Origin of the sequence: Streptomyces aureocirculatus, from assembly GCF_000720475.1 — a bacterium.
Classification (GTDB): Bacteria; Actinomycetota; Actinomycetes; order Streptomycetales; family Streptomycetaceae; genus Streptomyces; species Streptomyces aureocirculatus.
Map to the genome: position 1 here is coordinate 16,059 of NZ_JOAP01000067.1, position 11,636 is coordinate 27,694.

12 protein-coding genes and 1 riboswitch are annotated in these 11,636 nt (G+C 72.7%); of the genes, 5 read left to right on the forward strand and 7 right to left on the reverse strand.

The genetic code is table 11. The features are described 5' to 3' along the window. Window positions 1-10: 10 nt before the first annotated feature. From IG78_RS0137405 to IG78_RS0137425, 5 genes are all read right to left on the reverse strand, one after another. Window positions 11-787 (reverse strand): ABC transporter ATP-binding protein, encoded by a 777-nt coding sequence (locus tag IG78_RS0137405; protein WP_030572913.1) that lies wholly within the window; start codon window positions 785-787, stop codon window positions 11-13. A gap of 167 nt (window positions 788-954) precedes the next feature. Then, window positions 955-2,082, reverse strand: coding sequence for a FecCD family ABC transporter permease (locus IG78_RS0137410; RefSeq protein ID WP_404827823.1), 1,128 nt, complete (start codon window positions 2,080-2,082; stop codon window positions 955-957). A 40-nt stretch (window positions 2,083-2,122) separates the two neighbouring features. Then, window positions 2,123-3,124 (reverse strand): ABC transporter substrate-binding protein, encoded by a 1,002-nt coding sequence (locus tag IG78_RS0137415; protein WP_030572920.1) that lies wholly within the window; start codon window positions 3,122-3,124, stop codon window positions 2,123-2,125. Between the two features lie 149 nt (window positions 3,125-3,273). Then, window positions 3,274-3,485: riboswitch (cobalamin riboswitch) on the reverse strand. Window positions 3,486-3,498: 13 nt separating this feature from the next. Continuing rightward, complete coding sequence (locus IG78_RS0137420; RefSeq protein ID WP_030572923.1) at window positions 3,499-3,954, reverse strand: VOC family protein; 456 nt, start codon at window positions 3,952-3,954, stop codon at window positions 3,499-3,501. After that, the gene (locus tag IG78_RS0137425; RefSeq protein ID WP_030572926.1) at window positions 3,951-4,841 is read right to left on the reverse strand and encodes an AraC family transcriptional regulator; all 891 of its coding nucleotides are present in this window, start codon (window positions 4,839-4,841) and stop codon (window positions 3,951-3,953) included. The genes IG78_RS0137420 and IG78_RS0137425 overlap by 4 nt, the downstream gene beginning before the upstream one ends. A 175-nt stretch (window positions 4,842-5,016) precedes the next feature. Here IG78_RS0137425 and IG78_RS0137430 point away from each other — a divergent pair, with 175 nt between their 5' ends. Next, on the forward strand, window positions 5,017-6,180 hold the full coding sequence (locus IG78_RS0137430) for an HAD family hydrolase (protein WP_030572928.1): 1,164 nt from the start codon (window positions 5,017-5,019) through the stop codon (window positions 6,178-6,180). 23 nt (window positions 6,181-6,203) lie between these two features. On the opposite strand, the gene IG78_RS0137435 is transcribed toward IG78_RS0137430, so the two are convergent. After that, window positions 6,204-7,175 carry an asparaginase gene (locus tag IG78_RS0137435; RefSeq protein WP_030572931.1) on the reverse strand — a complete coding sequence of 324 codons (972 nt, stop codon included), beginning with the start codon at window positions 7,173-7,175 and terminating at the stop codon, window positions 6,204-6,206. Window positions 7,176-7,272: 97 nt separating this feature from the next. Continuing rightward, complete coding sequence (locus IG78_RS0137440; RefSeq protein WP_078965884.1) at window positions 7,273-7,623, reverse strand: hypothetical protein; 351 nt, start codon at window positions 7,621-7,623, stop codon at window positions 7,273-7,275. A gap of 166 nt (window positions 7,624-7,789) precedes the next feature. Between IG78_RS0137440 and IG78_RS0137445 the strand changes: the two genes are divergently transcribed. From IG78_RS0137445 to IG78_RS0137460, 4 genes are all read left to right on the forward strand, one after another. Continuing rightward, complete coding sequence (locus tag IG78_RS0137445) at window positions 7,790-8,158, forward strand: arsenate reductase family protein (protein WP_030572938.1); 369 nt, start codon at window positions 7,790-7,792, stop codon at window positions 8,156-8,158. Window positions 8,159-8,304: 146 nt separating this feature from the next. Next, entirely contained in the window at window positions 8,305-9,351 is a 1,047-nt protein-coding gene (gene glnII / locus IG78_RS0137450; RefSeq protein WP_030572941.1) for a glutamine synthetase, read from the forward strand. Window positions 9,352-9,708: 357 nt separating this feature from the next. Continuing rightward, the gene (locus tag IG78_RS0137455) at window positions 9,709-10,341 is read left to right on the forward strand and encodes a winged helix-turn-helix domain-containing protein (protein WP_030572943.1); all 633 of its coding nucleotides are present in this window, start codon (window positions 9,709-9,711) and stop codon (window positions 10,339-10,341) included. A gap of 124 nt (window positions 10,342-10,465) precedes the next feature. Continuing rightward, a complete protein-coding gene (locus IG78_RS0137460; RefSeq protein ID WP_030572945.1) occupies window positions 10,466-11,461 on the forward strand; it encodes an NAD-dependent epimerase/dehydratase family protein in 996 nt (331 codons plus the stop codon). Window positions 11,462-11,636 lie beyond the last annotated feature (175 nt).

The window sequence follows — 11,636 nt, forward strand, 5'->3', positions numbered from 1 at the left end:
CGTCGTGAGTCTAGGGGCGCAGGAACCGTACCGACGGGCGGTCCAGCGGGTCGGCCGGGTCCGGCGGCGTCACCCGCGCCCGCACCCCGTACACCTCCGCGATCAGCGGTTCGGTGATGACGTCGGCGGGGGTGCCGTGCGCGTACGCCCTGCCCTCCTTGAGTACGAGGATCTCGTCGCAGAACATCGCGGCCAGGTTCAGGTCGTGCAACGCGATCACCGTGGTCACGGGGAGCGAGACGATCAGGTTCAGGAGGTCCAGTTGGTGCTGGATGTCCAGGTGGTTGGTGGGCTCGTCCAGGAGCAGTTCGCGCGGGGCCTGGGCCAGGGCCCGCGCGATGTGGGCGCGTTGGCGTTCGCCGCCGGACAGGGTGTGCCAGGACTGGGCGGCCCGGTCGGTCAGGGAGGTGCGGGCGAGGGCGTCCTCGACGGCCCGGTCGTCCTCGGGGGTGCCGCCCGACCACGGCCTGCGGTGCGGGATCCGGCCGAGCGCCACCACGTCCCGTACGGTCAACTCGACCTGCGTCGTGGCGTGCTGGTCGACCACCGCGAGGCGGCGGGCCGTCGTCCTGCGGCCGAGCCGCGGCAGCGGTACGCCGTCCAGCGTGACCACGCCCGCCGCGGGCGCGAGGACCCCCGAGAGCAGCCGCAGCAGCGTGGACTTGCCGGAGCCGTTCGGGCCCAGGAGGCCGACCGTGCTGCCCGGCCGGGCAGCGAGGGTGATGCCGTCGACGATCAGGCGGCCGCCCGCCCGATGCGCGACCCGCTCCGCCGCGAGCCCCTCCAGCGCGGTGAGTCCCGTGGGCGCGGTGAGCCCCGTGGACGCGCCAAGCCCCGTGGGCGCGGTGAGCCCCGTGGACGCGCCAAGCCCCGTGGGCGCGGTGAGCCCCGTGGACGCGCCAAGCCCCGTGGACGCCGCGGCACCCGTCTCCGCCGCCCCCTCCCCGCACACCGTCACGTGACCTTCCTCGTCCGGTACAGCACGACCACGAACGCCGGCACCCCGATCAGCGACGTCACCACGCCCACCGGCACCTCCTGCGGGTCGAGGACCGTGCGGGCCAGGGTGTCCACCCAGATCAGGAAGATCGCGCCCGCGAGTGCCGTCACCGGCAGCAGCCGGGGATGCCCCGCGCCCACCACCGCCCGGGCCGCGTGCGGCAGGACCAGGCCCACGAAACCGATCGCCCCGGCGCTGCTGACCAGGACCGCCGTCAGGAGTGCCGTCGTGCAGAGCAGGACGACACGCACCCGTCCCACCCGTACGCCGAGCGTCGCCGCCGCGTCCTGGCCGAACGCGAAGGCGTCCAGGGTCCTGGCGTGCAGCAGGAGGACGGTGAGCGCGGCGAGGAGGACCGCCGCGCACAGCCACACGTCCGTCCAGCCCGTGCCGCTGAGCGAACCGAGGAGCCAGAACAGGACGCCGCGCGTCGTCTCCGCGTCGGCGGCCGTCAGGACGACGAAGGAGGTCAGGGAGGAGAAGAGCTGCATCGCGGCGACGCCGGACAGGACCACGCGGTCGATGGTGTCGCCCAGGGTGTGGCTGAGGAGGAGGACCAGGGCGAAGGAGAGTACGGCGCCGATGAAGGCGCCCGCGGACACCGTCAGGACTCCGCCGCCGACCCCCAGGACCACCACGGCCACGGCACCGGTGGACGCCCCGGAGGAGACGCCGAGTACGAACGGGTCCGCGAGCGGGTTGCGGAGCAGCGACTGGAGCGCCGCCCCGCACACCGCGAGGCCCGCCCCGCACACCGCCGCGAGGACCGTGCGCGGCATCCGCAGGTTCCATACGATGCCGTCGCGGATCGGCGTCAGCTCCGGCTCGCCCCAACCGAGGTGCGCCGCCACCGCCGACCACACGTCCGGTACGGAGATGTCGGCCGGGCCGATGGTGATGGCCATTGCGAGGGACAGGAAGAGCGCCGCGAGCCCGGCGAGCCCGAGGAGGATCCCCCGCAGCCGTGCGCTCCCTCGCAGCCCTCCGCCGCTGCCCCGCGGCCCTCCACCGCTGCCCCGCGGCCATCCACCGCTGCCCCGCGGCGTTCCCCCGCTGCCCCGCGGCCTTGCGCCACCCCGCATCCGCCCACCCGGCGGCTCAGCGGAACGCCTCACCGCCCGCTCACTTCGCCAGACCGAACCGGCGCAGCCCCGCCGCGACCTGTTCGATGCCGTCGACGGTGCGGATCGTCGGGTTGAGTGCCTGGCCGCTGAGCAGGACGTACCGCTTCTTCTTCACGGCTGTGAGGTTCTTCGTGGCCGGGTTGGACTCCAGGAACTTGATCTTCTGGCGGGCGCTCTCTGCGGACTGGGACTTGCGGGTGAGGTCGCCGATGACCAGGACGTCGGGGTCGCGGTCGGCGACGGTCTCCCAGTTGATCTGGGGCCATTCCTCGCGGGTGTCGGCGAAGGCGTTCTTCGCGCCGAGTTCGCGGGTGATGATGCCGGGCGCGCCGCAGCAGCCCGCGATGTACGGGGCCTCGGAGTTGGCGAACCAGTACATGAGGGTGGTGTCGGAGGCGTCGATCGACCTGCTCGCCTTCGCGGTGCGCGACGTGAGGTCCGCGATCAGGTCCTCGCCCCGCTCGCGTACGTCGAAGACCCGCGCCAGGTCGCGGATCTCGCCGTACACGGTGTCCATGGTGAGGGTCTTGGTACGGGTGCCGTCGTCGTCCCCCGCGTTGTCCTTGCCCGCGCAGTCGGTGGGCGAGACATAGACGGGCACGCCGAGGTCGGTGAACTTGGCGCGGTCGGCGACGCCGCCCTTGCCGACCGTGTAGAGGAACGAGGCGCTGACGAAGTCGGGTTCCTCGTCGAGCACCTTCTCCAGCGACGGATAGCGGTCCGCGAGCCGCGGGACCTTGGCGTTCTCCTTCTCCAGGCCCTTCAGGACGGGGTCCGTCCAGGTGCCGGTGCCCGCCATGCGGTCGGCGAGGCCGAGGGAGAGCAGGATCTCGGTGGAGCCCTGGTCGAGGGAGACGGCGCGCCGGGGCGGGGCGGGCACCTCGGTCTTCTTCCCGCACGCGGTGAGGGTGACCGGGTAGCCGGGCGGCGCCTTGTCCGACTGCTTCGTGGACGAACCGCCGCCGCACGCGGTGAGCAGGACGAGACCGGCACTCAGCAGGGCGGCACCGGCACGTGTGCGTGCACGCGTATGTGTACGTGTACGTGTACGCGTGCGGACGGAAGTTGTACGGCGGACGATCGTGGACACACGTCTTCCCGAGTCTCAGGGCTCATGCGCGGAGCCTGGTCTGCGAAACTCCGCCGCCCGTGCGGACGGCGGTGCCAGCAGGTCTTCGGACTCGGGTTCGTCCGGGCGGGGCCGCCTTCCCAGGAATCCGCCGACTCGCCGAACTCGCCGACTCGCCGACTCCCAGTGGCCGCTGGCCCCGTCCGTCCCCCTCACCGCTGCGCGTCAGTTCCGGTCTCGCACCGGATTCCCCGACCCTGGTACGGGTACGACTGGCGTCCGCAAGTTATCACCCCGGCCGGGCGTCACGGCTGGTCGGGGCGGGGCTCCCCGGGGTAGGTGCCGAAGGACCATGTGTTGCCCTCGGGGTCCGCGACGCTGAACTCGCGACTGCCGTACGGCCGTTCCTGGAGCTCGCGGACCACCTTCACCCCGGCCCCGGTGAGCCTGCGGTAGAGCTCGTCGACGTGGGCGGTGACGACGTACGAGCTGAAGGTGCCCGGCGCCACGCACCACTCGGCCGCCTCCGGGTCGTAACCGCCGAACATGACGCCGCCGCCCTCGGGCCAGTCGAGCTGGACGTGGGCGACGCGGTCCGCCTCCTCGTACACGGCGGTGCACAGGAACCCGACCGTGCCGACGAGGAAGTCGATCAGGGCGGGGGCGTCATGGGCCTGGAAGGTCGGCCAGACGTCGGGGGCGCGGCGGTTCGACACAGTGGATGTGCTCTGTGCGTTCTGGGTGCTTTCGTTGGTGTTCATGTGCCCAAGTCTTCGCCGTCGCCGTGCGCCCCGGCTTGGATATTCCGGCACTCCTCCGCCAGCCAGGCGGTCGGGCTGACGTCCGTGTACTGGTGGAAGTCCCGTACCAGGTGGGAGTGGTCGTAGTAGCCGCAGTCGGCGGCGATCCCGGCGAGATCGGGGCGCGTGCCCGCGGCGACCGCGCGGACGGCGGCCGTCTTCGCGTGCTGGAAGCGCAGCAGGCGGGCGGCCTGTTTGGGGGTGACGCCCGTCTCGGCGCGGAACAGCGCGGACAGGCGGCGCTCGCTGAGCGCGACGTGGGCGGACAGGCCGCGCAGGGTGCCCGCGCCCCGGTGCCGGGCGAGCCACGACCAGGCTTCGGCGACCTCGGGCCGTACCGTGCCGGTGCGCCCGGCGGCGGCCGTGCGGTGGGCCAGGTAGGCGTTCAGGAGGGCGAAGCGGTCCTGCCAGGAGTCCAGTTCGCAGAGGCGTTCGCGGACGTCGGCGGCGACGCGGCCGAGGACGTCGGCGCCCTCGACGACCATCGGGCCCGCGAGTTCGGCCGCGGGCAGGCCGAGAAGGGCGCGGGCGGCGAGCGGGTGCACGGCGAGCTGGATACCGGCCTCGCGCTCGGGCTGGACGACGTACGCGGGGCTCTGGTGCAGACCGCCGACGACGATGTCGATGCGCGCGGCGTCGGGGCCCGTCGCCTCGCCCGGGGTGCGGCCGGTGACGACGGGGCCGTCCAGGGAGAAGATCAGCGTCAGGTACGGGGACGGCAGGCCGCGGTGGAGTGCGGTGCTGTGGCCCTGCCTGCGGTAGCCCACGGCCGACACGATTGTGCCGCCGGGTGGGGGCGCGCCCCGGACGAACTCGCCGGACGCGGGACCCGTTCCTGAAGAGCCCATGCGGCCATTGTGCGCGGGCGCCCACGGGCCTGTCGTCCCGTACGGCTACCCGTGCCCGCCCGTCCCATGCCCGCCACGCTCGGTGACATCGATCATGGGAATCCGGTACCGGGCCCTCGTACCATGACGCGCCGCTCCGGACGGGGCGGAACCGCGGACTCAGGGAACGGGAACCATGGCGAATCGGGCAAAGGGCAAGCTGGCGGCCGTCGGGGCGGCGGGGGCGCTGGCGGCGGCGGTGTTCGCGGGCGGCGCGCTGTGGCCGAACACGGCCGACGCGAAGGCGGCCGGCGCGAAGGCGGGCCCCGCGGCGTCCTCGGCGGCCGCCCGCGCTGCCGCGGCGGAGCTGAAGCACTGGCCGAAGCCGGTGGCCCGGAAGCTGGGCAAGGTCATCGCGGACAACCGGGGCAAAGGCGCGTACGCGGTCTTCGACGCGGACAACACGACGTACCGCCACGATCTGGAGGAGTCCCTGCTCCCGTTCCTGGAGATGAAGGGCGTCCTGACGCGGAAGTCGATGGACCCCTCCCTGAAGGTCATCCCCTTCAAGGACACGGCGGGCCACAAGGAGAGCCTCTACAGCTACTACAACCGCCTGTGCGAGGTCGACGACCAGGTCTGCTACCCGTGGGCGGCACAGATCTTCTCCGGCTTCACGCTGACGAAGCTCAAGGGGTACGTGGACGAGCTCCTGGCGTACGACAAGCCGATCCCGGCCACGTACTACGAGAACGGCAAGGTCACCAGGACCGAGGTCGAGCGGCCGCGGTTCTCCCCCGGCATGCGGGAGCTGTACGGGTCGCTGAGCGCGCACGGGATCGAGGTGTACGTGGTGAGCGCGGCGAGCGAGGACCTGGTGCGGATGGTGCTCGCCGACCCCAAGTACGGGTACGGGGTGAAGCCGCAGAACGTCATCGGTGTCGGCATGCAGCTCAAGGACCCGAGGACGGGGCGGGTGACCAGCTCCCGCAAGGAGATCGCCGAGGGCCGGTTCGGGCCGAAGGACCGGGCGCGGCTCGCGAAGTACGAGCTGACGCCGAACCTGTGGGCGCCACTGACCTGGTACCAGGGCAAGCCCGCGGCGATCTCCACGTACATCGACGAGTGGAAGCAGCCGGTGCTCGTCGCCGGTGACACCCCCGTGAGCGACGGCCCGATGCTGTTCCACTCGGCGGACGTGCGGCACGGGGGCGTGCGGGTGTGGGTCGACCGCAAGGACAGCTACATGAAGCAGCTCGACGCGATGAAGCGGAAGAACGCGGCACGGCAGCGGGAGCTGGGGCAGCCCGTGACGGCGGACAAGCGGTGGCTGACGGTGACGCCGGAGCAGCTCGGATAGTCCCCCGGCCCGAGGGCTGGTGGTCAGCCCGTCCGCAACCGGTCGAAGGCGGCTGCCACGCCCGCCCGGTCGGCGCCGTCGGCAAGGAGCGCGTACAGGAGCAGGCGGGCCTTCGGTCCGTCCAGGTGGCCCGCGGAGATCAGGCCGCGGGCCAGCAGGTCGGACTCCGAACCCGGCCCCCGGTAGGTATCGCTCAGGACGGGGCCCGCGCCGGTGCGGGAGGCGAGGACGACGGGCATGCGTCCAGCGACCGCGGTCAGGCGGTCGACGAGGCCGCGCGGTACGTGGCCCGCGCCGAACGCGGCCACGACGAGGCCGCCTAAGCGGTCGTCCACGGCTTCGAGGAGTTCACCGCGGTCGCCGAGGGAGAGCGTGAGCAGGGCGACGGGGGCCGGGGCCCGCAGCCGCAACGGCCGCTCCACCGTGGCCTTCCCTGGCCGCAGCAGGATGTGCGGGACGCCCTCCACGACGCGGCCGAGCGGGCCCGCGCCGGGCGAGGCGAACGTTGTCAGGGACGTTGTGTGCGCCTTGCGTACATGGCGGGCCGCGTGGATCTCGTCGGCGAGGACCGTGAGCACGCCGAGGCCCCCGCAGTCGGGGTCCGCGGCGACGGCGAGGGCCGCGGCGAGGTTCGCGGGACCGTCCGCGCCCGGCAGGTCGGGGCGGCGCATCGCACCGGTGACGACGACGGGTGCGCGGTGTGCGCAGACCAGGTCGAGCAGGAAGGCGGTCTCCTCCAGGGTGTCGGTGCCCTGGACGACGACCGCGCCGTGACCGGCCGCGGTGGCCTTGTCCACCCGCTCGGCGAGGTCGGCCAGGTCCTCCAGGGTCAGCGAGGAGCCCGGCAGTTGGCGTACGTCGTGCAGCTCCACCGCCACGCCGTCGGGGACCGGCGCGGAGGCCAGGGTCTGGGCGCCGGAGAGCCGGGTGGCCTCGCCGCCGGCGTGCGCGGAGATGGTGCCGCCGAGGGTGAACACGCTGACGGTCGTGGGCATGGGGCCTCGATTCTGCCGGTCGGGCCAGCGTAGCCATGCCTGGCGCACCGCGCGGAGCCGTGGGCCGAAGCGGCCCGGCCCACGGCATCGCGCCGCGTCAGCGGCTGTAGCGCATCAGGGCTCGCACCATGTGGCACGTGGTGTCCGACGGTGGGTGGATGCCGACCGTCTCGGCCATGGTGCGGATCCGGATGTTGTTCGCCTGGTTCGGGACCAGGACGCCCGAGTCGAGCAGGGCTATGGCCAGGCGCATGGCCTTCAGGCGGCGGTTGTGGGTGATGTACCAGTCGCGGGGGCGGCCGGGGGGCAGGGGGCGCTTCTCCAGCGGGACGTACGGCACGTCGCAGCGCGTGGGGCGGGCCGCGCGGGACGTACGTGACGAGCGTGCGGCGGGGGACGTACGGGAGCGGGTCGTGGCGGACTTCGACGGCAGTGCGGCAGCGGGCACAGGCATCCTCCTGTCGCGTTCAGGAACCCTCGCGGGCCCCCTCGAACATTGCTTCCATTCTACGTCCCGGCACTGACAACGACCGTTACCCGAGCGGTCAATCTTCCCTGGCCAGAGGGGGTTTGAGGACCTGTGGGGCGGGTGGTTCACGGGTAGCCTGTGCGGCATGGAGATCTGGATCAACCCCGCCTGTTCGAAGTGCCGCAGCGCCCTCTCCCTGCTCGACGCGGAGGGCGCCGACTACACCGTGCGCCGCTACCTGGAGGACGTGCCGACCGCCGACGAGATCCGGGGCGTGCTCGGCCGCCTCGGCCTTGAGCCCTGGGACATCACCCGTACCCAGGAGGCCGCCGCCAAGGAGCTCGACCTGAAGGACCGCACGCGCTGGCCGCGTGACGCGTCGGGGCGCGAAGCCTGGATCGAGGCCCTCGCCGCCCACCCGAAGCTCATCCAGCGGCCCATCATCACGGCGGACGACGGCACCGCGGTGGTGGCCCGCACGGAGGAGGCGGTACGGGACGCGCTCTCCCGGTGAGGGTCGCGACCGCCCGCCGACCCCGGTAACACGGGGTTCACAAACGGGCAACGGACGGGAAACCGCGCGTTGACATGCTGCCGACATCACCACGGACCGCAGCACCCCGCACGGCTGCACCGTACCGAGCGGCAAAGGATGAGCCCGTGACCTTCAAGGCTGAGTACATCTGGATCGACGGCACCGAGCCGACGGCCAAGCTGCGGTCGAAGACGAAGATCCTGGCCGCCGACCAGCACCCGGGGAGCGGCGCCGAGCTGCCGATCTGGGGCTTCGACGGCTCGTCCACCAGCCAGGCCGAGGGCCACGCCTCGGACCGCGTGCTCAAGCCGGTCGCCCACTACCCGGACCCGATCCGCGGCGGCGAGGACATCCTCGTCCTGTGCGAGGTCCTCGACATCGACATGACGCCGCACGCGTCCAACACCCGGGCCGCGCTCGCCGAGGTCGCCGAGCGGTTCGCCGACCAGGAGTCGATCTTCGGCATCGAGCAGGAGTACACGTTCTTCAAGGGCGCCCGCCCGCTCGGCTTCCCCGAGGGCGGCTTTCCCGCGGCGCAGGGCGGCTACTACTGCGGCGTGGGCGCGGACGAGATCTTCGGCCGTGACGTCGTCGAGGCGCACCTGGACAACTGCATCGAGGCGGGCCTCGGCATCTCCGGCATCAACGCCGAGGTGATGCCGGGCCAGTGGGAGTTCCAGGTCGGACCGCTCGCCCCGCTGGAGGTCTCCGACCAACTGTGGGTGGCCCGCTGGCTCCTGTACCGCACCGCCGAGGACTTCGGCGTCTCCGCCACCCTCGACCCGAAGCCGGTCAAGGGCGACTGGAACGGCGCGGGCGCGCACACCAACTTCTCCACGAAGGCCATGCGCGAGGGTCCCGACGGGTACGCCGCGATCATCACCGCGTGCGAGTCGCTCGGCGAGGGCTCCAAGCCGATGGACCACGTCAAGAACTACGGCGCGGGCATCGACGACCGCCTCACCGGTCTGCACGAGACGGCCCCCTGGAACGAGTACAGCTACGGCGTCTCCGACCGCGGCGCCTCCGTCCGCATCCCCTGGCAGGTCGAGAAGGACGGCAAGGGCTACATCGAGGACCGCCGCCCGAACGCCAACGTCGACCCGTACGTGGTGACACGGCTGCTCGTCGACACCTGCTGCGCGGCGCTGGAGAAGGCCGGACAGGTCTGATCCGACGCCCGGTCCGCCGGGTTCCGGGGCGTCCACCTGCCTGGTGGGCGCCCCAAAGGCGTGACGGATAAGTCCAGTTCGGGCCGGGGGTGCGTCAAGGGTTCGTCCCAACGTGCGAGAGGGATCCGCCGGTCCCGCGCTCATCTGCTTCAATGGGGCCATGGGCAGCTTCCAGAACACCGCGACGGGTCGTCATGACCTCGAGCCCTTCTGGCCTTCCCGGCAGCATCACGACTTCGACCGGGTGTGTTGCCGCGCGCTGAGCGCGCGGGCCCTCTGAAGCCGCATTTCCCGGCCTCCGGCCTGACGCGCACGACGTACGTCCTAGACGACTCCTTAGCGCGAAAGAGCTGACTCATGGCGAACTCCCGTACTTTCTCCACCGCGACCGCCACCGCGAGTGCCCCCGCCACCGCACCGGCCGCCGCCCGTGGCGGCGCTCCCTCGGCGCGGGGCAGGCTGCGCGCCGTGGCCCCCGGTGAGGTGGCCCAGGTCTCCGGCCTCGCCGACATCTCGGGCTTCCTGCCGCCGGGCGCGACCCTGCTGCCCGCCCCTCAGCACGCCCTGCCCACCCAGCCGGGGCAGCCCCCGATGATCGGCTACCTGGTGCTCCTGCCCGCGGGCCAGGAGCACCTCGCCGCTGGGCCGGACATCCCCGGAGCCGGGTCGCCGGAGGCCGGGGGCAGCCGTGGCCCCGTCCACGTCGACCCCGTACGGCGCTCCGCGCACGTCGAGGGGAAGCAGCTCGACCTCACGTACCTGGAGTTCGAGCTGCTCGCCCACCTCGTCGCGCATCCGCACCGGGTGCACACCCGCGATCAGCTCGTGACGACGGTGTGGGGGTACGGGCACGTGGGCGACGGGCGGACCGTCGACGTCCATGTCGCCCGGCTGCGGCGCAAGCTCGGCGCCGAGCACCGCGCGACCATCCAGACGGTGCGGCGGGTGGGGTACAAGTACGCGCCGCCGACGTCGCCGACCGCCGGCTGACGCCCGGCACGTTCCCCGGCACCGCCCCTCTTCCGGCTGCCGCCCGCTCCCCCTGTGGCGGAACGGTTCTCCTGTTGGCGGAATCCGGTTCCCCTGTGGCCTGTTCCGGCGGCAGAGTCGCCCCATGAGACTTCTGATGCTGGGTGGTACGGAGTTCGTGGGCCGGGCCGTCACGGAGGCGGCGCTCGCCCGCGGCTGGGACGTGACGGTCTTCCACCGCGGGCGGCACGCGGCGCCGGACGGGGTGCGGGTCGTGCACGGGGACCGCACGACGGCCGAGGGGCTCGCGGCGCTCGCCGACGACGGCGGTACGTGGGACGCCGTCGTCGACACCTGGTCCGGGGGGCCGCGTGCCGTACGGGACGCGGCGCGGGTGCTCGCCGGGCGGGCCGAACGCTTCGTGTACGTGTCGAGCGCCTCGGTCTACCGCTATCCCGGGGCCGCCGGTTCGGACGAGTCGTACCCCCTTGTGGACGGGGACCCGGACGCCGATCCGGTGGCGTACGCGGAGGACAAGCGCGGGGGTGAGCTGGCGGCGGAGAAGGCCTTCGGGGCGGGGCGGACGCTGCTCGTGCGGGCCGGTCTCATCCTCGGCCCCTACGAGAACGTCGGGCGGCTGCCGTGGTGGCTCGGCCGGGTCGCCCGGGGCGGGCCCGTCCTCGCGCCCGGGCCGCGCGACGCCGCCGTCCAGTACGTCGATGTGCGGGACCTCGCCGAGTGGACGCTTGACGCGGTGGTGGCCGGGCTTTCCGGGCCGTACAACGTGGTTTGCCCCGTCGGGCACGTGACGATGGGCGAGCTGCTCGAAGCGTGTGTGGACGTGGCCGGGGGGCCCGGGGTGGAGCTGCGGTGGGTCGCGCCCGAGGTGGTTCTCGACGCGGGCATCGCGCCCTGGGAGGAGCTGCCGGTGTGGCTGCCGCCGGGTGAGCTGTACGACACGATGCATGACACCGCCGTGGGGAAGGCGGTGGCCGCCGGTCTGCGGTGCCGGTCCGTCGGCGAGACCGTGTCCGGTACGTTTTCCTGGCTCCGGAGCCTTGGTGGGGTTGCTCCCCAGCGGCCCGACCGGCCCCGGAAGGGGCTTGACCCCGAGCGGGAGCGGGCGGTGCTCGGGCTTTAGGCCCGGGGCCTGCGCCCCACCGGCGGCACGGCTGGCCGCCCACATTGACGGTGCCGTCCGCCTGGGCTGTGCCTACCGTCCCGCCCTGCGGGACGATTGCCCACAGCGGGGGGCGGTGGGACCGCCGGGGGGTCGTGCGGTACGGCGGTGTGTCCAGTAACGGGTGGGTTGGTGG

Coding starts and splice junctions, on each gene's coding strand:
- IG78_RS0137410 (WP_404827823.1), bottom strand. CDS start 2,082: ATGCGGGGTGGCGCAAGGCCGCGGGGCAGCGGGGGAACGCCGCGGGGC.
- IG78_RS0137420 (WP_030572923.1), bottom strand. CDS start 3,954: ATGAACACCAACGAAAGCACCCAGAACGCACAGAGCACATCCACTGTG.
- IG78_RS0137425 (WP_030572926.1), bottom strand. CDS start 4,841: ATGGGCTCTTCAGGAACGGGTCCCGCGTCCGGCGAGTTCGTCCGGGGC.
- IG78_RS0137430 (WP_030572928.1), top strand. CDS start 5,017: ATGGCGAATCGGGCAAAGGGCAAGCTGGCGGCCGTCGGGGCGGCGGGG.
- IG78_RS0137435 (WP_030572931.1), bottom strand. CDS start 7,175: ATGCCCACGACCGTCAGCGTGTTCACCCTCGGCGGCACCATCTCCGCG.
- IG78_RS0137445 (WP_030572938.1), top strand. CDS start 7,790: ATGGAGATCTGGATCAACCCCGCCTGTTCGAAGTGCCGCAGCGCCCTC.
- IG78_RS0137455 (WP_030572943.1), top strand. CDS start 9,709: ATGGCGAACTCCCGTACTTTCTCCACCGCGACCGCCACCGCGAGTGCC.
- IG78_RS0137460 (WP_030572945.1), top strand. CDS start 10,466: ATGAGACTTCTGATGCTGGGTGGTACGGAGTTCGTGGGCCGGGCCGTC.